This is a genomic window from Chitinophaga sp. CF118, assembly GCF_900112615.1.
Taxonomy (GTDB): domain Bacteria; phylum Bacteroidota; class Bacteroidia; order Chitinophagales; family Chitinophagaceae; genus Chitinophaga.
The window spans coordinates 485,702-505,669 of sequence record NZ_FOMK01000004.1 but is presented as its reverse complement, the minus strand read 5'-3'; the positions used below and the strand labels follow the sequence as shown (position 1 = coordinate 505,669).

The window sequence follows — 19,968 nt, the reverse complement described above, 5'->3', positions numbered from 1 at the left end:
AGGATAGTTAATTGACTATCCCTTTTCTTAGCTATAATAGCTATACCTGCACAAATCAAGACGCTTATAGCGAAAGGCTCTTTACCCGCTTAAACCTCAGCAATCTCTCTTCACTTTCGCCATCGGCTACAAAGCCGTTCTTTAGCAATGTTGCCTGCGACGCTAAATTATCTGAAGGCGTCTGGCCAATGATGATCTTAACTTCGTCTTGCTGAAAGGCCCATTCTACAATGGTTTGTAAGGCCTCTGTGGCATAACCATTGCGTTGCTGCAGCTCATCGATCATATAACCAACCTGTGTTTCACCATCCTCGTTGGGGTAACCGGCAAAGCCGATACCGCCAATAGAGACGTTGGTGCTTTTCAATACGATCTCCCAACTGGTATACCAATAATATTTATCGGGATGTTCCAGTGTTTTGGGAAGCCAGAAATTGAGCATGGCATCATCAATCTCTGCCTGATAGTCTGGCGCTACCTGCATGGTAGAGATGTTTAATCCTATGCATTGTTCCATAGCAGCGCGGTTAGTATAACAAAGTTGTAATAACTCGTGTGTTAACGGTATTAATTTTAACCGTTCAGATTCAATAAAAAACATTTGATATTGGAATTATGTAAAACAATAAAATTCTAGATCACTTTAAAAAGTGATCTGAAACTGCCTTTTGGGTTAAAGGCTATTGTTATACAATTCCAGGCAAAGTGATCTGCCTGATTAATGTTGTAGTAAACAGAGGCGTTTATTTATACTGCAAAGATATAAATCTCGGGTTATTAAAAATACCTTTTTATGTGACTTGCGCCTCAGAAACTCCGGAGGTAGTGTTGGATGATATCACTGAGTGCTGTATATTGTCGGCATTGTTGACAAATTAATAAAACTATGAACAATCAGCCAACCAGTAATAAATCCATTCTTTATGGGGTAATAAGCCTTGTCGCGGGCATTGGTTTTATCTATTTCTTTATTTGGCGTATCCTGGAGGCCATGGCAAAGAAGCAGGATAACCTAACCTATTCTTTGAAAGGCGTAGGCATTGGCCCCTTTTTAGTAGTGTTTGGCCTTTACCTGCTGATATTGCGCCCGCCCAGCTTAAAGCCCGACCAGATGTTACCCCGGCAGCGTGTAGTTTATTGGGTAATGGTTAGCCTGTCTCTGGTATTAAGCGTACTTACGTTCTTGTGGTTTAAGAATCAGGCTACACAGCTGGGGTATAATCTTTAAGCTGTTTAAACCCTCTCCGGTATCACTATTCTTTTGCCAGTTTATTGCGTCTGGTTATTTCTGCTTCGCTTACCTTATCTGGTACGAATGAACCGGTTTTTACGTTGCCAGCGGGTACATAGCTTGCTATAATAACACCTGTTGTTGATATAGTAGCATCTGTCAGTTGCCATCCTTGCGCTTGCGTGCTTTCTTCAAAAAGTTTTTTCCCGTTACCAAGTGTCACGGGGAATATCCAGGTATGTAATACATCGATTAGGTGATGTTCGAGCAATGTTTGAAGCTTTCTGGTGTAAGCTATGAATATGATACTGAGAGCAATTGGAGAAGGAGGGTACATGTGATGCTAAGGATAAGATTACAGAGGTGGTGATAAGGAATATCAAGTATTCTAGTCCTGTAAGTAAATTGTAATCAAGCTTGTATCCCGGAGGTAACCCAAACTTATTCATTTTCCCAGCGTAAAAATGTTTTATTTTCCATATTTGTAGAAAGTCGGAAATAGCCCTGTTGTGGAGGGTACGATTAAGCCCTCAATAGTTTATATGTTTGGGTTGCGACACTCAAACATACATCACGATTGGATGTAAATAGGAAAAAGAGGAATTCAAGTCAATGCCAGTCATGAAAGCAGAAGCGGCATTGACTGGCATTTGGGGATCTGGTAATTTTATTACACGCAGGGCAAAGATTTAATGATAATTCATGCTGATGTTCGTTCCAGATCCGTTTCACTATCCTGCTTTTTAGCGCATCACGACCATCCGCTATCATATCCAGTATTACCGGATCGTCACTTATCCATCCTTTTCTCCGCATCATCGAAAGCATTGTTTCGGACTGAGTTTTAAGGTTGTAAAGAACCGTCTTTCCCGCCATTAACTCATCTTTGGTTTGAAATTTCTGACAATACTGATAAATATAATCTTCAAGTTCGGGGTATAAATCATTCATATTTTGTGCGCTGCTATTTAGACAAATATAAATAAATGGCTTATTATTTTGTTGAGTCAATTTTGGATGAATTAAGGAGTTTTTGGAAAATATCGAACCCAGTTCTAATTTGATAATTAAATAGGAAAGGGAATAATAGAATGAAAAATGGAATTAAAAATGCCTTCAAATCAAAAATTTTACTAGTTATTGAAAAATGTATTGTCATTGCTACTGGAAAGGAAGGAAGTATTGGCATCAGTAGTTGCATAATAAAATAGCGCAAAAAAAAATGCCCATCGTGAATTATACGATGGGCAGTAGTAGTATAACTGTTTAAACCAACATTAATTCTCCATTACTTCTATCAAGACTGCTGTTGGCGCATCGGCTCCAGGTGAAGTAGTCCAATTTAGTGAGGTATATTGTGCCCCCGACATAGGTGTCGTAAAATAACCGCTTTGATTAGGAGGTAAGGTTTTCGACTCAGAGGTTGCCCATCTTAGGTATAGACCTCCTGCATTAGATATCCAGACACCTACCCTTACATATAAGGAACGGGTAGTCGTAGCCGTGTTTTTTACAGTTAGGCTACCGGTAGTGAAAATACCTAACTGGTAGGTTGTACTTGGTGCTACCCAGTAATAGACTGGAGTAATTAACCCTGTATACCCAGTAGTGCTTAATACTGGGTATACGAGAGTTTTATTATCGCCAGTAGCTGGATTTCTCTGCTGAGATAGTACATAAAGAGTAGAAGATTCTATAGTTACATTGGGAGTTACTTCAAAGGGAGACCTTTGCACATAGCACTTAATGGTCTGTGCATGGGCGCCAAAACAAACGAATGCACTAACTGCGAGTGCTAACAACATTTTTTTCATGTGATATATATTATTTTGTGAAGAAATCCGGAAAATAATTATCGTTCCTGGCTTCAGGAAAAGGATTGTTGGTACATGAGGGTTTCATGCAAAAAATGAAATTGTTATAATGCCTTGTAGCGTTATGAAATATGGCAGTACAAATTCACAACAAGAGAATAAAGCAGGGAAGTATTATTCTTTAATGATGAATAGGTATTAGGTTCCCTTACAGAAATTATAGTCTTCTATAGAGGAGTAAATTATATATAATTTTGGTAATTATTTATGAAGTTCTTAATAATGGTTGTTTATGCATAATAGTAAGAGTTTCAATTATCATTTACTTTTAACGTAGATGATGGGTTTCCGGATTGGTATTTTTATATTGGTTTCGTGCAACTAAATTACAAAAACTATGTAGCATATGCAAAAGTTTATTTCATTCATTGTAACTGAACTTTTGTTTCTTCTGCCGGCAGAAAAGGATAATCAGAACCTGTATTCTCCATATGAAAAATCTCAGTATTATACGATCTTTAGTAAAATCATAAATTTTATTTAACATCATTTCTTAGTACCGAACTTTCTAAAATTCCAGGTGAAAGTACCTATTATATAACGTCCCCTGGTCTGTGTCCATGAGTCAGATACCATTGATGAAGAAATCGTTTTGGACACACCAGACTGTTGATTAAATAAGTCCATTACTGATACCCTGATCTGTCCTTCTTTATGATTTAGTATACGAAAAGCAATGCTGGGAACTGTAATAGGGTACCTGGGCTGATAGCTAGATGGCAAGCTGGTATTATAGCTATAATCAGCCGCTATCGAAGTCTCCCAGTTTCCCTTGAAATAAACAGCCTTGGTACCCAGGGATGTAGTAAAATAATTTTGGTTTGTCCCCAATTTACTTTGCATCGCATTGTAACCTTGCGAGATGCGAACAGTGAGATTAAAGCCTTCTGCTTGTTGATAATCGTAAGTAATATTCGTCATGGCAGCGATGATGCGACTATCATTCCTAACTCCATTACTTACTACCGGGCTTTTATTGTATGAGGCATTGGCTGAAATGTTGAGAATAGATTTTTTTTTAATGGCATTTAATCCATAATTCAGTACAAGGTTAATGACATGTGCTCCCTCCAGGTTCACCGGTTTAGTAAGTTGTGCACCATTATTCAGCATGGTATTGTATTGCTGGATAGAATTTTGTGTAATGGTGCCCATTAGAGTGGCAGAAAAGAAACTATTTTTACTGATATTAATAGCATTATAAATCAGGTTCATCGTATGTGCATAAGGTTGTTTAAGGTTAGGGTTACCTTCTGATATATATAAAGAGTCGGACGTCATAGAGACGGGTTGCAATTGTTCCACAGATACCATTGTTGGCCTCCCGTTATAAGAGACTTGTAAGTTCTTCATATTATTAAGATTTACGGTAAGCATGGCCGATGGTAGTGCATTGAAGAAATGGCTATTTATACTGGTATGATTGCTTTCATTGTCTCCTTCAAGCCAGTCAGATTGTATGCCGGTACCGGCGGTAAATGACGTCCTTTTCCATTGCCTGCTGAAAGAGAATTGCATCGCTGCAGTTTTATAGTCCGTCTTATAATTATTGCTTTGCGTGGTGTCCTGTATATCATATTGATGACTATTGTCATTAAAGCGATATACCTGATATCTCATAGTACTCTTGTTGTCAGTATAGTTACCCGCTACGTTCAATACGTTCTTTTCACCTATAGGTGTTGTAAAGTTTACGTAAGGCGCAAGGGTATAGGTGCCATTTTTTGAAGTAGAATGTCGGTTTAGGGTTGTGGTACCGACAGTCGAAATGGTTGTTGTGTTGCTGGTTCCGTTATTAATACCATTATTGCCGGATATATTCATGGCAATTGTGAGCTTTTCGCCGGGTTTTTTCCAGTTATGGGAATACTGTATCAGTGAAGAAAGCATGGTCGTGTTTCCATGAGTAGCTGTATTACCACTGGATCTGTAAATAGTATCACCTGAGCTTTCATAGCGTTGCAAACTTTGTTGCCTGCTATTGTTATTTGAATGCTGTACCGTTACTCTTGGTTGGAAGAGGAAAACATCCTTATTATTGAATTTTTGTTCCAGATTCAGGTTGATTTGTTGAAAATCAACGTGAGCTTCGGATTGTGTTTGTTGATCCTGTATTGTGGATAAATCATCCGGGAATATGTTCAGTAAATGAGAGCGTTGTGTATTTTTGGTATAAACATTATTAGCAAGTACGCTACCTGTGATACTGTTTTTTTCGCTGCGACTATCCCGGTAATTAATGCCTCCATTAATATTACGGGTAATTCCATTGGTCACGTAGCCGACGTTTCCTCCTTTATCCTTTTCCACATTGCCAGCATTACCTATCAGGGAAAATTGCTGGGCACCATTCATGTGGTTCAGGTCTCCATTGCTGGTATATGCTCCTCCGGAACCTGCTCCTGCCATTAATTTACCGAAGCTACCTTTTCTTCTATCAGCCTTCAATATAATATTCAGTGTTTTAGGACCAGGAAATCCTGGTGGTGGTGGAATGCCGGTAGTAGATGCTGTGCTACTGGCATATACCTGTATTTTTTTTACAATATCAGCCGGTAAATGTGAAAGGGCCATTGCCGGGGTGCCATCAAAAAATGGTTTGCCATCTACCATCAGCTGGTCCACAACCTGTCCATTAATAGTAATGGATCCATCATAATTCAATTGTATGCCTGGCAATAGTTTTAGCAGATCTTCTAAGGCAGCATAATCACGGGTTTTGAACCTGCTGGCATTATATTCCAGGGTGTCCTTATTCAGGACGATAGGAGGTTCCAGGATAACAATCGTGTCTAATACCATTGTCTTAGATGACATATAAATGGTACCCAGGTCTATTTGTGACTGTGCTTTGTCCAGGGTAACAGGGATTTTGAGCGTTTCATACCCTGTATAAGAAATGCGTAGGTAATACGCTCCCCAATGTATCTCACCAGTGCTGAAAACCCCGTTTTCACCAGAAAAGAAGGAACGTTGCATACTACTGTCACTTGTACGGTGCAATGAAATGTAAGCATTCTTTAATTGTAAATGGTTGGTTGTGTCGGATAACGTACCATTCACGGCCCCCGTTTGCTGGCCGGCAGCTAACAGGGTAGTTAGCAACAGAATAAGCAGGGAGGGTATGGTTTTTAATAATTTCATTTTAATGTGTGTCACTGGGTACTTGTCAACCATTTGCAAGTAAAGAGTACCTGCTGTTAACATGTAAAGGTGGGATTAACTATTATTATTAATTCAGTTAATCAAGATGTTCCGGATTATTTAGTGTATACATAGAGGTTTCAGTTATCACCTTCAGTTTAAATATGATGATGGGTTCATAATGGTATAAAGGTTTCTGTATTGCTTTTGTGATACCAAATTACAAAAGTATATATCACTTCCAAAATTTTATTTCAATGGTTTTTAATGCAAGAAGAGCTTTTTTAAGTTATCCTGATGATAAAATTTTTTACGAGGTGTATCAAAAATTAATGAGCGTCTTAAGAATTGCTTAAATGCCTGTTGGTCTCCATCAGGTACTCGAAGAAAAAGAGACAGCATCATATTTATTGTTCCCTGCGGACAGAACCCTCTTCGTATCTGTTATGGATGCTTTTATAGACAAAGCAAAACTTCAGTCAATTATGGAATAAAAAAAATAAGCCATTTATTTCAATTCAGCCCTGATCCTGCTCAAACTAACCTGCGTCATGCCGAGGTAAGAAGCGATATGACCAAGTTGTACCCGTTGAAGTAATTCGGGATCGGTTGCCATTAGTTCTTTGTAGCGTTCCATAGCTGTTCTGCATTGCCTGAAAATAAGCCGTTCTTCAAGCTTTATCAGTTCCTGCTCGGCAAATTTTCGGCCCCAATTGGCGACATGAATATCTTCATTGAATAGCTTATGTAGATGCTCCGTATTTAGCTCGTACAGATCACATGGTTCCAGCAATTCTATGGTTTCATATCCTTTTTTGTTTTCAACATAGTTCTTCATGGAAATGACTGCGTCACCTTCTTTCCCAAACCAGAAAGTTATTTCTTCATCATCCGGATTGGCATATGCCCGCACTATACCTTTCTTTATGAAATACACTTTTGATTCTATCCTGTTCACTTTAAATAAAACATGTGCTTTGGGATAGGTTATTTCGTAAATGTTTTCTTTCAGTAACGTTTTCGATTTTTCCGGTAGCGGATATATATTGTCTACTATGTAGTCTATATCCATAAGTCATTCAAATTGAAAAGCGAATATACATATTGTGGCTGCGAAGTAAAAATCTCAAGGGGGGCTGTTAATCATGGCTTTTGAATAGAAGACGCATGAAGGGAAAACCAGTTTGTAATTATAGAATAATATCACTTATTATAATTACATTACAAGACAAGAGTACATCAATGTAAATATTATTATCCAAATGCAGTATGAAATCCATTTTCCTTATTGTCACAATAATATTACTCATGGGCTGTTACCATCCCTCAATATCAACAGACAGCTTCATCCCCCCGGCTAATGTAAGGAAAGTGGTTGTAACACTGATAGATAGTTTGGGAGCATTTACCATGTATATTCCAGAGCGCTATGATACTTCCTTCGCATGGATACATTATTCTGATACTAAGAGTTGTGATAAAATCAAGTGCCGCTTTCAACCTAAAATATTGCCAATAAATATGGAAAATGGTTGGTTCTGGAGAGTACCTTTGGACTCAGTAGATTGTCTCACTATCATCTATTCACCACATTTTATGGTACAGACAGTTGATACTACCTGGGTATCTTCCGTCGGGAAGAGCTTTCAGGAAAAAATGAAGGTACGCGGAACAGAAACGGATATTATTCTTGATACGTTATATAAGATATATGACCGGCCATTTGCCGTAAGTGCCACAAGTAGATACATTCCACAGTTGCACAGGCAATGCTATAAACTAACAGCGGTGACATCAGTAAGAATGATGGATATAACATTTGAATTTGAATTGATAACAGAAAAAAAGGATACTATCGGAACAGATTTTATGAAAAAAGAAATGGATCTATTGCAAACGATAAAATTTACTAAAGAGCCTTGGTAGGTAATATGTTCAGGGATTTAAACAATTCTATTTGATTAAACAGTCAGACAAATGAGGCAACCTGCTACTAAAAACATTCAATGGAAATCTGAAATCAATTTAAATCGGTTCACAAGAGCACAAGGACACGATTAATCATTTCCTTGTTCTCTTGTGAACCTGGTGATAAAAAACCGAATCATTTTTAGATGATTTAAGGCTTTTAGGTGGAGAGTTAGCTTAGCATTCCTGTCTGTAAGACCTAATCCAGCAGTCGCTGTGGCGGACGAACAGCCCTACCGGTAGTGGCCAACCTCAATGCCTGTTTCTGCAGAAATGGTCAGCAATCGTTCCTGCCAGCGCAACAGTTCTCCTTCCCGTTCTTCCTGGCTTTGTCTTGCTGGCCCATACACTACATGAGGGTCAAGCACGGAGAATCCGGTAAATTCAAGGATACCCCGTTGTATCGGGCGCAGAATGCCGCCCAGATCGCCATTCAAACCATCCTTAAGGTAATGATCTGGCATACCGCCGGTGGTAAGTGAAAGCAGCGCTTTTTTTCCCCTGAAAACACCGGTTTCGTAAATCCTTCCCTGACCATAAACACGACCCATCGCAAATACACGATCCACCCAGCCTTTCAGTATTCCGGGCACACTGAACCACCAGAGCGGAAACTGCCAGATCATCAGGTCGCACCATTCCAGCTTTTCCTGTTCAGTGGAAATGTGCGATGCGAAAGCCCCTTTGGAAGTTGCATGCAGTTCTTCCAATTGCTGTTTGAAAAAATGAGGGTTTTCAAGAGTGGTAAAGTTATTCTTTCCCGAAACCGGGTCGAATTTCATGGCGTAAAGGTCAGAGATACGCAGTTCATGTCCGGCCTGTAAAAGGGTCTCCTGGGCTTTACCGAACATCGCGCCGTTAAAACTCTCCTGCTCAGGATGTGCATAAATCAGAAATACTTTCATCTATAAAATTGATTTTCTATGAAACTGATTGCACAAAATTAGGTTCGCCTTCGTTATTTTTGTAAAGTGCAACCCATTGTACGCAACGAACAAAAATGTATGTCACGGAGAAAAGAAAATTCGACAAACAGTCTTAACCGGCAACTGCTCAACGACTTCTGCGGAGTTGTTTATGCCCTTGATCTGATCGGCGGGCGCTGGAAAATGTTGATTCTTTATAAATTGGGAATGGGAAGGAAGCGCTTCAGCGAATTACGGAAGGAACTCCCCAATGTTACTGAACGTATGCTTACTTTGCAGCTGAAGGAGCTGGAAAAAAACCATCTTATTGTTCGTACAGTTTACCCTGAAGTGCCGGTGCGCGTGGAATATGAACTGACGGAATCAGCAAAAGTGCTGAGCCCGATCTGGCATGCAATGGAAAGTTGGGGTGAGACCCATCGCGAGAATTTTGGCGACCACACCGGTCTGAAGGCAACAGGTTACATTGAAAGAACATAAAAATTATAAAATTATTGGCAAATCCCCGCGTTACAGATGACAGACCACAAACAGGAGGCGGCGAAAGCTGCTGCGGCGATGATCAGCGCCGGACTGACAATTGGATTAGGAGGTGGCAAAACAATTGCCTATCTGGCAGAGCAGCTTTCTGATGATCCACAACTGATGCAATCACTCACTGTTACCTCTTCATCATTCGAGACCACCGCTCTATTACACGCTAAAGGATTCAAACTGGTAGCACCTTCGCTTATCAGCAAGCTTGATATCTACTTCGATGGTTGCGATGTATTTGACAGGCAACTGAATGCATTGAAGAGCGGTGGAGGCATTCACGTCATGGAAAAGCTGCTGGCAGGGGCTGCAGACAAATTTATATTACTGGGAGATGCCGGTAAATTTCAGGAAACATTGAATCCAATGTATCCATTAGCAATAGAATTTTTGCCACAAGCGTTGGGAATTGTAAGTAGGAAGATACCATTGTTGTTTCCGGGAACGCGATTTATTCAGCGTATGAGCACTGAAAAGAACGGCGCGCTGATATCGGACAATGGTAATATGCTGGCTGACATACATTTTGACTTTTTCCCTGATCTGGAGCAACTGGATATCCAGGTAAAAATGATTCCAGGGGTTGTCGGGCATTCAATGTTCTACAAGATGGCGCATCAGGCAGTAATATCCGGAGACAATGGCATAAAGCACATCTATCCTCTTTAGCGAATGGAATTTATTTTTAGAACTATAACCTTGCGAAACAAATGACGATAGAGAAAATTAGCCTCACGGATGTGACTGAACTTACTGATTTAATTAACAGCGCGTACCGTGGGGAGGATTCAAGAAAAGGATGGACATCCGAAGGCCATCTTCTTGAAGGAACCAGGATTAACGAACAAATGTTAATAGAGTATCTGGATAAAAAAGATGTAACAATTCTTAAATTAACAGATGAGTCAAATAGAATAATTGGTACTGTATACCTTGAACTTAAAGGTTCCAAACTGTATCTGGGCATGCTAAGTGTATTGCCCAATGTTCAAAATAAGAGGGTAGGCAGAGTTTTATTAGAAGAGGCTGAAAATTTTGCGAAACAACACCATTGTACTGTGATCACTATTACGGTAATTAGTGCAAGGGTTGAACTTATTAACTGGTATGAACGTCGTGGGTTTATTAAGTCGGGTCAATTGCAGCCGTTTCCGGTTAATGCTGACATCGGCACTCCTAAGGAGCCATTGGAATTGGTAGAAATGGAGAAAGTTGTTAAATAAAAAAGATTTCGAACTAAATAAAACAGGGTGTCCAATTACTATTGAACACCCTGTTTTATTTTCCGGTATACTAACCTATTTCTGAAATGCCGGTTCACCAAGTATTATCTGTTGTTCTGGTACAGCGTCACCTACCATAGGCCCATCCGCAGCAAGCTCGCTACCTTCTTTCTTCGATTTAAAGATCGGCCACAGAAACTGCGCATACCACTCTTCCTGTTTATAATGTTTGATCCCATATCCGCTGGGATACTGACGGGTAATAATCCCCGTCTTGAAAATGATATCCCACAAGAAGAACATATTGCCAAAGTTACCTTTGTAGTTTCCGATACCATCATCTGTTGTATCTGCATGATGTGCATGATGAGTAGCAGGAGTGGAGATCAGTCTTTCCATTACCCAGCCAATCGGTTTCAACCATTTTATGGTATAGAATGGTTTATCCCATTTAATGCTGGAATGAGCGCCTGTAGTGATCAGTGCCTTTACGCCTGTAACAAACAACGCCGGATAACCCAGCCCAAGATATACCAGTGTAGTTGTTAAATAGATCTGTGAAAAGAAGATGGTGTAAATAAAATTCTGTCTGCTGGCCATCGCCATACCCATGTAAGGCGCAGAGTGATGGGTACGATGGAACCGCCATAGCCACGGTAGTTGATGATGTAACCGGTGATACCAGTATTGTGTGAGGTCATCAGCTACAGCTATGATAGCAAATCCCCACCAGAAAGGTACCCAGGAAAAGATATTCTTAGCATCAGGTAACAGCCTGGGCAATAATAATAAGCTAACGTAAGCAATAAATGGCTTTACTATAATCTTTGGAAAGATAAAACAAACGATGTCCAGTATCCGTTCATTTTTTGTCCAGTGATTTTCGTATAAACCATAGGCAAATTCTACAATGCCTATGATCAGCATGATCAGTGGTAATCCCCAGCCATTGAGGTTTCTGAAGATCTGTTCAATGTATTGTATCATAAAAAACTATTTGTTTTTGTTTACGATAGTATTGTTAGCGTTTTTCCAGGGCCGCTGACCTGTTATCTTAAAAGATAGCAGCATTAATATTACAGGCAGCGCATATAATAATAAGCTGATCAGGACATCCCTGAAAATCTTTTGTTGTGTGAGCTTATCTGTTTTCATATTCAATGCATTTTATTTAAGAAAGAAATTTTGAATCAACCATAACGCACCACCTATAATGAAAAGAGGAATGAGAAAAATGATGATGCCGATAATGATTTTTCTGATCAGTAATAGAATATCCTGTATTACCATGCTCAAAATTATTTAGACCTTAGGAGAAATGATTTCCGGGAATTGATGGTTCGTCCTTTAAATAAATCTTCCCAATCTATAAAAGGATAGATGTTATATTTCTTCGCATCCTCCTCAAATAATTGTTTTAATTCCGCCAGTTTTTCCGGGTATTTCTTCGCCAGGTTTACACGTTCGTTAAAGTCCTCATTCAGGTTGTATAATTCCCATTCGTCTTTATCGTAATCTCTTGTAACAGCTGGTCTTGTTGAATCTGCGTAATCATTCAGATCGAAATAATCCGGATGATGGGCAGCGCCTGCTTTCCAGCCATCTTTATAAATGGCTCTTGAGCCAAAGATGTAGTAGTATTGTTGTGTATGACGGGAAGGCGCATTGGCATTATCAAAGGCATATACCAGTGAAGTACCCTGTAAACTATCCTGTTTAATCCCTTTGATAGTTTCCGGAAAAGGAATACCAATAAATTCCAGTGTAGTAGGCAGAAGATCAATAACATGTCCATATTGATTACGGATACCACCTTTATCTTTAATCCCTTTAGGATAAAAAACGATTAAAGGATTGTGGGTACCACCTTCCGAATTAGCATCCTGTTTCCAGTATTTGAAAGGAGTGTTAGCCGCCTGTGCCCAACCTATTGGGTAGTTAGCATCAGAAGCCGGTGTACCTATTTCTTCCAGGTGTTCCTCATTGTATTTTTCTGCCTGAGCGCGTGTGAGTGTTTTATTCCTTCTTGGAGAATATTTATATTCTATTACACCTTCCTGGGTTCCTTCTTTGCTGGCGCCATTATCACCAATCACAACAAAGATCAGTGTATTATCCAGCTGATTGATTTCTTTCAGATGATTCACCACTCTGCTCACCTGGTAATCGGTGTAAGTCAGGTAAGCTGCATATACCTCAAAGAAACGGGCGTATAACTTCTGCTGGCCAGGAGTAAGTGTATTCCACGCTGCTATTTTAGGATTACGTTCAGGTAGTTTTGCATAGGCAGGAATGATGCCCAGCTTTTTCTGATTGGCAAATACTTTCTCTCTGAAGGCATCCCAGCCATAATCGAATTGTCCTTTGTAGCGGTCTCTCCATTCATCAGGTACCTGGTGAGGAGCATGTGTAGCGCCGGGTGCATAATAGAGGAAGAAAGGTTTATCAGGAGCCGCCTTTTTCTGTCTGTCTATATAACTGATGGCTTTATCTGTGATTTGTTCACTCAGGTGTCTGCCGTCAGGTTTAACATGTGCGTTATCTTCAACAAGAGCAGGTCTGTACTGATCTGTTTCAGAACCCAGGAACCCGAAGAAATGTTCGAATCCTTTACCTGAAGGCCAACGGTCGAACGGACCAGCATCAGTGCTGTCTTCATCCGGAGTAATACCAAATTTACCTACAGCAAAGGTATTGTAGCCATCTTCTTTCAGGACCTCTGCAATGGTGCCTTTACTGGAAGGTATACGTCCATCATATCCGGGAAAACCGGCAGATGAGAAGTCGTGTGCAAAACCACCCATATGCACGGAGTGCTGATTTCTTCCGGTTAACAATGCTGCACGGGTAGGCGCGCAGATAGCCGTCGTGTGGAAATTGGTGAAGCGAAGACCGTTGTTTGCCAGGCTGTCGAATGTTGGCGTAGGAATGATACCACCAAAGGTACTGGTGGCGCCAAAGCCTACATCATCTATTAAAATCCAGATGACGTTAGGTGCGTTTTTAGGCGGTGTAGGAGGTGCCGGCCACCATTCTTTAGATTCGGCAAAAGTCCTGCCTACTTTGCCCTGGTAAGGCTCTTGTGCATATGTGGCAATGCTGCCCGCTAATAGAATGGATATAAAAATCGAACGTTTCATTAGAGTGTTTTATATAAATGATTGAGAATTATTACCAGCCTGGATTTTGTGTGAGCTCGCTATTAATATCCCTTTCTGATTGCGGGATAGGAAATAAAGTGTCTTTGGGTGCAGCACCTGTTTTATCAGGAAACTTTTTCAGCGCATCGTAGAGGTAGTTACCACCTCTTCTTGAAAGATCAAACCAGCGCATACCTTCCTGGATAAATTCCTTTCTTCTTTCCAGGAATACAGAATCGCGGAAATCTGCCTGGTTAAGTCCCGGAGTAAGATCAGGTATGTTGGCACGGCTTCTTACCCTGTTAATGGCAGCATAAGCATCTGAAATAGGACCATTGACTTCATTTAGAACCTCAGCATCAAGCAACAGAATATCGGCAAACCTGATTACCGGGAAATTGACTCCGCTCTGTGCCTGATTGGTAAGCGGTGAAATAGAATAGTCAATGAATTTAGCGAACCTGGCAGGTGTGAAGGTTACATATTTACCCGTAGCAGAATTATACAGGCTTGTAAAGAATGTCACAGCCCTGCGGGTATCCGTGGCAGCGAACAACTGGTAAAGTGTGGAGTCTGCAGGCAGATCGCCGGGATATACAGCTGTATTGAACGACGAAAAATCACCACTACTTAAATACTGCTGACTATTCTTGGCTCCCAGGTTTGTTCCAAACTGCACAGAAAAGATATGCTCCTTTCCATTCTTTGTAGCCTGTTGAAAAACATCAAGATAGTTACTGAACAAATCATAGCCATAACCGCCGTTTATGACAGTGTTGATCTCTGTGAGTGCATTCGCCCAATCCCTTCTTGTTGCATATACTTTTGCCAGGAGGGCATGCGCAGCTCCGCTGGTAGCCCGTCCTATATTAGCGCCGGAATAAGTTGCAGGTAACCTGGTGGCATCTGTAAGATCTGAGATAATTTGCGCATATACGCTGTCTTTTGGTGCTCTTTTTACTTTTTGGGCATCTACATCGATACTGGTAGGATCGTGCAAAATAAGTGGTGCATCTCCCCAAAAACGTACAATATTGAAATATAGTAATGCCCTTACGAATTTTGCTTCACGAACCAGACGGGTACGCACGGTAGTGTCGAAGTTGATATTAGGAATATTGTCAATGGCCACATTCGCCCGACTAATACCAAAGTAATGCTGTTGCCAGTTTTTCTTTATCCTGTCGTTTGCCGGTACATAAGTGGCTGTACCCAGCGCTCTTACATCTGTATTTGTATTCGAAGGACTGAATATCTGATCGTCACTACCATTGCCGGTAAGCAGGTTCATGTTTCTTCCATACATGGGAAAGTCGCCGGCTGCATCTGTATTAAGAGCGCTGTATACGGCTGATACAGCAGAAATTGCGTCTGATTGTGTTTTATAGAACTGGGATACCGTGATGACGGAATCAGGGTTCTCGTCTAATTTATTGCAGGATACAACTGCCAATAGAAAGAGTATAGATAATTTTTTCATTGTGCTGAATATTGATGTACTAGAAAGTGATATTTAAGCCTGCCAGTAAGGTTTTAGTACTTGGATAAGCACCATAGTCTATACCCTGTTTGGTATTATCACTATCAAAGAAATTCACTTCAGGATCTAATCCTGTGTATTTTGTCCATGTAAGGATGTTCTGTGCCGTTACGTATAAGCGTAATTGTTTGGCATGGATCTTTTCAAGAAAACCCCTGGAAAAAGTATAACCCAGAGAGAGGTTCTTCAGCTTTACATAAGAGCCATTTTCTATGTACCGGTCTGTTACCTGTGCAACCGGGGCATTGGTAGCTTTGGCTACTTTCCCATTAGGATTAGTAGCACTATACCTGTCTAAGAGTGTGGTAGAAGCATTGAGTGATAGTGTGGGTATCTCCAGTTTCTGTTGCAGGAAATTGAAGATCTTATTCCCATATGACCCCTGGAATAAAAAGGAGAGATCAAAGCCTTTATAGTTGATAGAGTTGGAAAGTCCGAAAGTAAATTTAGGTTGTGCGCTACCCAGGTTATGCTTATCTGCCGTAGTGATGGATCCGTCTCCGTTGGTATCTATATATTTTGTATCTCCCACCTGTTGAGATACGCCGGTAAGTGTAGGTATTCCTTTCGAAAGATCTGATGCTGTTATGAGTCCTGCAGTATTATATCCCCAGAATGTTCCAACAGGTGCACCTACTTTCACAATCACGGGAGATACATATCCGGTAGGGGCCAGCGGGAAATAGTAATCTATTCCCGTTCCCAGGTTTAAGATCTTGTTCTTGTTGGCTGCAAATGTCAGTGTAGTTTTCCAGGTCAGTTCTTTGTTTTTAATATTATCAGATGTGATGCTGAATTCTATCCCTTTGTTCTCTACACTACCCACATTCTGAAGTACACTGGAATATCCTGTATACAATGGGAATGGAACATTCAGCAAAAGGTCTGTAGTCTTTTTATAATAGGCATCGAACGTCACATTGATCCGGCTGTCCAATAATCCGAAATCCACACCTGCATTATATTGAGAAGTTGTTTCCCATTTCAGGTCAGGATTGGCAATCTGTGTGGGAGCAATACCTGTTACGAGCGCGTTGTTGAAATAATAGTTGGAAGGAGATAAGGCCGCAAGAGAGCTGTAAGGTGGTACTTCCGAGTTACCTGTTCTCCCAGCAGATAATCTCACTTTCAGATCTGTAAGCACGGTTCCCCATTGTTTGGCGAATTCTTCTTTGCCTGCATTCCATGACACGCCAAGGGAAGGGAAATAACCCCACCTGTTGTTGGCTCCTAACTTTGAAGAACCATCAGCACGCACGGATAATGTGACATTATACTTGTGCAGGTAGGAATAATTGGCCCTTGCCAGGTATGAGTTGAGTGACGACTGATGCCCATCTGAAACGGATAACACAGCAGTGCTTGCATAATTAAGGTTATTGAAAGACGTAAGGTCGTTAGGGAACTTCTGTGCACTGGCTACTGCAGATTCATCTTTCTGATGCTGCATGGTATAACCTGCCACTACGTTTAAAAAATGTTTATTCCCGAATGCATGATCATAGGTGATAGTATTTTCATTAATCCATGTTGTAGCTGTAAGATTGCCCACAGATGCATATCCACCGGAAGAATAACCAGTACCGCTACCACCGGGAGAACCCGCATAACTGGGCGAATAATAATTCTGTTTTGTATTAATTAAATCAGCTCCGCCTGTTACTTTTAATGTCAGATCTTTGAACAGTTTATACTCTAATGAAGCATTGCCCAGAATGCGCCTTAAATAAGTACGGTTGATTGTAGAAACGATATCCTGTATAGGATTGGTAGGATTGGCAGAATAAGGACTTGTGGTATTATAGCTGCCATCTGCATTATTAATTTTAGCAACAGGAGACACCTGTAAAAGATTGGCAAATGCTGTGTTTTGGAAGTTGATGCTGTTGTAAGTATTGCCATACAGCTTATCTTCGATTGACTGGCTACCGAAAACATTTGTGGCTATTTTAAGCCGCTCAGAAACGCTTCTTTCATAATTTACCCTGGCAGAATATCTTTTAAAACCTGTATTTAAAACAATACCATCCTGATTAAAATAGTTGGCAGAAACCAGGTATCTTGATTTTTCATCTCCACCTGAAAAAGATAACTCATGATTTTGCACACTGGCTTTTCTGATAGCAGCATTTTGCCAGTCGGAACCCTGTCCTAATGCAGCAAGGGCAGAATCGCTATATGTTTTAGCAGTTCCTGTACTTGTATTAACATCATTGATCAGCGAACCCCATTGCGAAGCATTTAATAATTTAAGTGTTTTGCTCACCTGCTGACTACCGGCGTAAACATTATAACTCACTTCGTCATGACCTCTTCTTCCTCTTTTTGTGGTGATGATGATGACGCCATTAGCCCCGCGAGATCCATAGATCGCTGTAGCAGAAGCATCTTTCAGTACTTCGATGGATTCTATATCACTTGGATTGATGGTAGAGAGTGCATTTACACCACCCCCATTGGACGCACCTGTGTTTGCATAATCATTATTGTTATAAATGATAAAGCCGTCAATTACATACAAGGGAGCATTACCAAAGCTGATAGAGTTACCACCACGTACCCTGATAGTAGCTGTGCTACCAGGTTGTCCGGAGCTTTGTGTAACGGCAATACCAGGAACGGTACCTTGCAGCAGGTTATCAAAAGAAGCCGCCGGTTGTGCAAGTAATGCTTTGGAGATGCTGGCTACTGAACCGGTAATATCACTTTTGCGTTGTGTGCCGTAGCCTACCACTACTACTTCATTCAGCTGACTTTCATTCTCCTGTAATGATATGAGGAGGGGAGATGCTTCCGCTTTTATTTCCTGTTTTTTATATCCTATATAAGCAGCTTCGAGGATGTAAGGTAATTTCTGACCGGTTTTAAAATTGAATTTTCCTTTTGTGTCGGTAAGTACCTGGTTGGTTGTCCCTTTAATTCTCACCAATACCCCAATCAATGGGGTTTGGGTTTTGCTGTCAATAACGGTACCGGTAAGTGTAGAATTGATGACTGGATCTGAAACGGATTGTGCCCATAACGTTGCAGGTGCTATCCCTGATAACCAGGAGATGAGCAAGAGAACTTTTTTCATTAAATTTGTAGTTAGTGATTAGACAATAAGATGCCGTTCGGCGATAATCTCGCTGAATAGTATTACCAAGCTTGTTTTAATCCGGCCGGATGCTGTTCCCGCAGCACCGGCCATCTTTTTTTATACCCTTTTAAGTGCAGGTGCACCACGATTATTCACATTTGTTCCCTTTAATGACATATGTATATTTTAACGATAGTGTGTTCACTTGTTTCAGCGAAATATAAATTCTCAATAAATATCTGTGGATGGAAATCGAACGGATAGCCCGGGAAAAGTATTAGTATTAACCGCAACAACAACTGTCTGCTGTAAGGTTACAGCTGTTTTGTTCCTGATGAATGGTCGATACTTTATTAATCATTGATTTTGATTACAGGAGATGATATGTTGACTCTAATCAGGGTCAAAAATAAAAACTATTTATTAGTCCACCAAATTAATGTACTAATAAATAGTAAAAAAATGATACGCACTGTTTTACAGTGTAGCTGAACAACGCTTTAGCTTAGAGGAACAATGTATAAGCTACAAGTATAGCTGCCATGAATGAAGCAACAGCTGCAATGTATGGCAGTTTAAAAGAATTTGGTTCAATTGCCCGTTTGTGCTCTGAGGGTTTGGGACTAATCATGTTATTAAATTTGATACAGCAACATTACATAATCAAAATCTTACATCAGTTAATGAATCGTTAATAGAAATTAAATTACTACGTTTGTGGTATAAGAATAGGGCCTATAGTGTTTGTTTTGCGTCATAGTCTGTCAATTTTTGCGTATATTCACAGCATGTCAAAGTATAAAGATGTAGTTGTTACCCTGTCTAAAAAACACCCCGAAACCAGTGAACCGGTTCAGGCTGGACACACTTATGTAATTGGTGCATTAGGAAGTAAAAAAAAGTGGTACGAAATAGACACCGCACAACTCAACAATTTCAAAGACGAAGATCTGCAAAAAGAACTGTACAAATTACTTCATCCTCAGACGCATCACTGATTGAAGTAAATACATAATGCATCATCTTCACCCAAGGAGGAATCGAAAGATTGTTCCTTTTTTTATGAAAGTGAATTCCCGATAGTTGTAAATCAGCAGAGTTGTGAAATAACTTGCACAATGGTTTTCTGCCTGGATATTATGGCTTTTCTCTTCGTTCTTCTTCACAAAGTGAATAGCGATTCAATACTTGTACAAGTTGCCAGTGTCTTCGGGGAGACTTCTGGGTTTAACCGGGGTTGGGGCGTAGGTCAAGCGCAGGTCAAGCGCAGGTTGAGCGTAGGTTGACCGGGGGATAGAGCAGCTCTATT

General features: G+C 40.4%; 18 protein-coding genes. 6 read left to right on the top strand and 12 right to left on the bottom strand.

Translation table 11 applies throughout. The annotated features are described in order from the left end of the window. Positions 1 to 64: 64 nt before the first annotated feature. On the bottom strand, positions 65 to 517 hold the full coding sequence (locus tag BM176_RS18240) for a GNAT family N-acetyltransferase (RefSeq protein WP_369823743.1): 453 nt from the start codon (positions 515 to 517) through the stop codon (positions 65 to 67). A gap of 369 nt (positions 518 to 886) precedes the next feature. Here BM176_RS18240 and BM176_RS18235 point away from each other — a divergent pair, with 369 nt between their 5' ends. Continuing rightward, positions 887 to 1,228 carry a hypothetical protein gene (locus tag BM176_RS18235; RefSeq protein ID WP_090105660.1) on the top strand — a complete coding sequence of 114 codons (342 nt, stop codon included), beginning with the start codon at positions 887 to 889 and terminating at the stop codon, positions 1,226 to 1,228. A gap of 25 nt (positions 1,229 to 1,253) precedes the next feature. Here BM176_RS18235 and BM176_RS18230 read toward each other — a convergent pair whose 3' ends face one another. From BM176_RS18230 to BM176_RS18205, 5 genes are all read right to left on the bottom strand, one after another. After that, positions 1,254 to 1,568 (bottom strand): hypothetical protein, encoded by a 315-nt coding sequence (locus BM176_RS18230; protein ID WP_090105658.1) that lies wholly within the window; start codon positions 1,566 to 1,568, stop codon positions 1,254 to 1,256. 272 nt (positions 1,569 to 1,840) lie between these two features. After that, entirely contained in the window at positions 1,841 to 2,182 is a 342-nt protein-coding gene (locus tag BM176_RS18225; RefSeq protein WP_090105657.1) for a hypothetical protein, read from the bottom strand. A gap of 326 nt (positions 2,183 to 2,508) precedes the next feature. Continuing rightward, positions 2,509 to 3,036, bottom strand: coding sequence for a hypothetical protein (locus tag BM176_RS18215; RefSeq protein WP_143097854.1), 528 nt, complete (start codon positions 3,034 to 3,036; stop codon positions 2,509 to 2,511). 555 nt (positions 3,037 to 3,591) lie between these two features. Then, positions 3,592 to 6,249: an outer membrane beta-barrel protein gene (locus tag BM176_RS18210; protein ID WP_177230449.1), complete on the bottom strand. Its 2,658-nt coding sequence runs from the start codon at positions 6,247 to 6,249 to the stop codon at positions 3,592 to 3,594. Between the two features lie 508 nt (positions 6,250 to 6,757). After that, positions 6,758 to 7,321: a Crp/Fnr family transcriptional regulator gene (locus BM176_RS18205; protein WP_090105650.1), complete on the bottom strand. Its 564-nt coding sequence runs from the start codon at positions 7,319 to 7,321 to the stop codon at positions 6,758 to 6,760. Between the two features lie 197 nt (positions 7,322 to 7,518). Between BM176_RS18205 and BM176_RS18200 the strand changes: the two genes are divergently transcribed. Then, entirely contained in the window at positions 7,519 to 8,175 is a 657-nt protein-coding gene (locus BM176_RS18200; protein ID WP_143097853.1) for a hypothetical protein, read from the top strand. A gap of 275 nt (positions 8,176 to 8,450) precedes the next feature. Here the strand turns inward: BM176_RS18200 and BM176_RS18195 are convergent, their stop codons facing one another. Then, positions 8,451 to 9,122, bottom strand: coding sequence for an NAD(P)H-dependent oxidoreductase (locus tag BM176_RS18195; RefSeq protein ID WP_090105646.1), 672 nt, complete (start codon positions 9,120 to 9,122; stop codon positions 8,451 to 8,453). A gap of 99 nt (positions 9,123 to 9,221) precedes the next feature. Here BM176_RS18195 and BM176_RS18190 point away from each other — a divergent pair, with 99 nt between their 5' ends. Genes BM176_RS18190 through BM176_RS18180 form a run of 3 tightly spaced genes read left to right on the top strand, consistent with a single transcriptional unit; the run spans position 9,222 to position 10,900 of the window. Then, on the top strand, positions 9,222 to 9,623 hold the full coding sequence (locus BM176_RS18190; protein ID WP_090105644.1) for a winged helix-turn-helix transcriptional regulator: 402 nt from the start codon (positions 9,222 to 9,224) through the stop codon (positions 9,621 to 9,623). Positions 9,624 to 9,659: 36 nt separating this feature from the next. Continuing rightward, positions 9,660 to 10,346 (top strand): ribose 5-phosphate isomerase A, encoded by a 687-nt coding sequence (rpiA, locus tag BM176_RS18185; RefSeq protein WP_090105642.1) that lies wholly within the window; start codon positions 9,660 to 9,662, stop codon positions 10,344 to 10,346. Positions 10,347 to 10,387: 41 nt separating this feature from the next. Beyond that, positions 10,388 to 10,900: a GNAT family N-acetyltransferase gene (locus tag BM176_RS18180; protein WP_090105640.1), complete on the top strand. Its 513-nt coding sequence runs from the start codon at positions 10,388 to 10,390 to the stop codon at positions 10,898 to 10,900. A gap of 75 nt (positions 10,901 to 10,975) precedes the next feature. Here BM176_RS18180 and BM176_RS18175 read toward each other — a convergent pair whose 3' ends face one another. From BM176_RS18175 to BM176_RS18160, 5 genes are all read right to left on the bottom strand, one after another. Next, the gene (locus tag BM176_RS18175; protein ID WP_090105639.1) at positions 10,976 to 11,887 is read right to left on the bottom strand and encodes a sterol desaturase family protein; all 912 of its coding nucleotides are present in this window, start codon (positions 11,885 to 11,887) and stop codon (positions 10,976 to 10,978) included. 6 nt (positions 11,888 to 11,893) lie between these two features. Beyond that, complete coding sequence (locus BM176_RS32520) at positions 11,894 to 12,055, bottom strand: hypothetical protein (RefSeq protein ID WP_177230448.1); 162 nt, start codon at positions 12,053 to 12,055, stop codon at positions 11,894 to 11,896. Positions 12,056 to 12,198: 143 nt separating this feature from the next. Next, positions 12,199 to 14,040, bottom strand: a complete 1,842-nt coding sequence (locus BM176_RS18170; protein WP_090105637.1) for a sulfatase-like hydrolase/transferase — start codon at positions 14,038 to 14,040, stop codon at positions 12,199 to 12,201. A 31-nt stretch (positions 14,041 to 14,071) separates the two neighbouring features. Continuing rightward, complete coding sequence (locus tag BM176_RS18165; protein ID WP_090105635.1) at positions 14,072 to 15,520, bottom strand: RagB/SusD family nutrient uptake outer membrane protein; 1,449 nt, start codon at positions 15,518 to 15,520, stop codon at positions 14,072 to 14,074. Between the two features lie 19 nt (positions 15,521 to 15,539). Further along, a complete protein-coding gene (locus BM176_RS18160) occupies positions 15,540 to 18,656 on the bottom strand; it encodes a SusC/RagA family TonB-linked outer membrane protein (protein WP_090105634.1) in 3,117 nt (1,038 codons plus the stop codon). A 791-nt stretch (positions 18,657 to 19,447) separates the two neighbouring features. Here BM176_RS18160 and BM176_RS18155 point away from each other — a divergent pair. Further along, positions 19,448 to 19,657 carry a hypothetical protein gene (locus BM176_RS18155; RefSeq protein ID WP_090105632.1) on the top strand — a complete coding sequence of 70 codons (210 nt, stop codon included), beginning with the start codon at positions 19,448 to 19,450 and terminating at the stop codon, positions 19,655 to 19,657. Positions 19,658 to 19,968 lie beyond the last annotated feature (311 nt).

What these genes read in the sequence shown, in the direction of transcription:
- BM176_RS18200 (WP_143097853.1), top strand. Translation starts at nt 7,519, where the DNA reads ATGAAATCCATTTTCCTTATTGTCACAATAATATTACTCATGGGCTGT.
- BM176_RS18190 (WP_090105644.1), top strand. Translation starts at nt 9,222, where the DNA reads ATGTCACGGAGAAAAGAAAATTCGACAAACAGTCTTAACCGGCAACTG.
- BM176_RS18155 (WP_090105632.1), top strand. Translation starts at nt 19,448, where the DNA reads ATGTCAAAGTATAAAGATGTAGTTGTTACCCTGTCTAAAAAACACCCC.
- rpiA (WP_090105642.1), top strand. Translation starts at nt 9,660, where the DNA reads ATGACAGACCACAAACAGGAGGCGGCGAAAGCTGCTGCGGCGATGATC.
- BM176_RS18170 (WP_090105637.1), bottom strand. Translation starts at nt 14,040, where the DNA reads ATGAAACGTTCGATTTTTATATCCATTCTATTAGCGGGCAGCATTGCC.
- BM176_RS18180 (WP_090105640.1), top strand. Translation starts at nt 10,388, where the DNA reads ATGACGATAGAGAAAATTAGCCTCACGGATGTGACTGAACTTACTGAT.
- BM176_RS18240 (WP_369823743.1), bottom strand. Translation starts at nt 517, where the DNA reads ATGGAACAATGCATAGGATTAAACATCTCTACCATGCAGGTAGCGCCA.
- BM176_RS18175 (WP_090105639.1), bottom strand. Translation starts at nt 11,887, where the DNA reads ATGATACAATACATTGAACAGATCTTCAGAAACCTCAATGGCTGGGGA.
- BM176_RS18195 (WP_090105646.1), bottom strand. Translation starts at nt 9,122, where the DNA reads ATGAAAGTATTTCTGATTTATGCACATCCTGAGCAGGAGAGTTTTAAC.
- BM176_RS18165 (WP_090105635.1), bottom strand. Translation starts at nt 15,520, where the DNA reads ATGAAAAAATTATCTATACTCTTTCTATTGGCAGTTGTATCCTGCAAT.
- BM176_RS18235 (WP_090105660.1), top strand. Translation starts at nt 887, where the DNA reads ATGAACAATCAGCCAACCAGTAATAAATCCATTCTTTATGGGGTAATA.
- BM176_RS18205 (WP_090105650.1), bottom strand. Translation starts at nt 7,321, where the DNA reads ATGGATATAGACTACATAGTAGACAATATATATCCGCTACCGGAAAAA.
- BM176_RS18230 (WP_090105658.1), bottom strand. Translation starts at nt 1,568, where the DNA reads ATGTACCCTCCTTCTCCAATTGCTCTCAGTATCATATTCATAGCTTAC.
- BM176_RS32520 (WP_177230448.1), bottom strand. Translation starts at nt 12,055, where the DNA reads ATGAAAACAGATAAGCTCACACAACAAAAGATTTTCAGGGATGTCCTG.
- BM176_RS18210 (WP_177230449.1), bottom strand. Translation starts at nt 6,249, where the DNA reads ATGAAATTATTAAAAACCATACCCTCCCTGCTTATTCTGTTGCTAACT.
- BM176_RS18160 (WP_090105634.1), bottom strand. Translation starts at nt 18,656, where the DNA reads ATGAAAAAAGTTCTCTTGCTCATCTCCTGGTTATCAGGGATAGCACCT.
- BM176_RS18225 (WP_090105657.1), bottom strand. Translation starts at nt 2,182, where the DNA reads ATGAATGATTTATACCCCGAACTTGAAGATTATATTTATCAGTATTGT.
- BM176_RS18215 (WP_143097854.1), bottom strand. Translation starts at nt 3,036, where the DNA reads ATGTTGTTAGCACTCGCAGTTAGTGCATTCGTTTGTTTTGGCGCCCAT.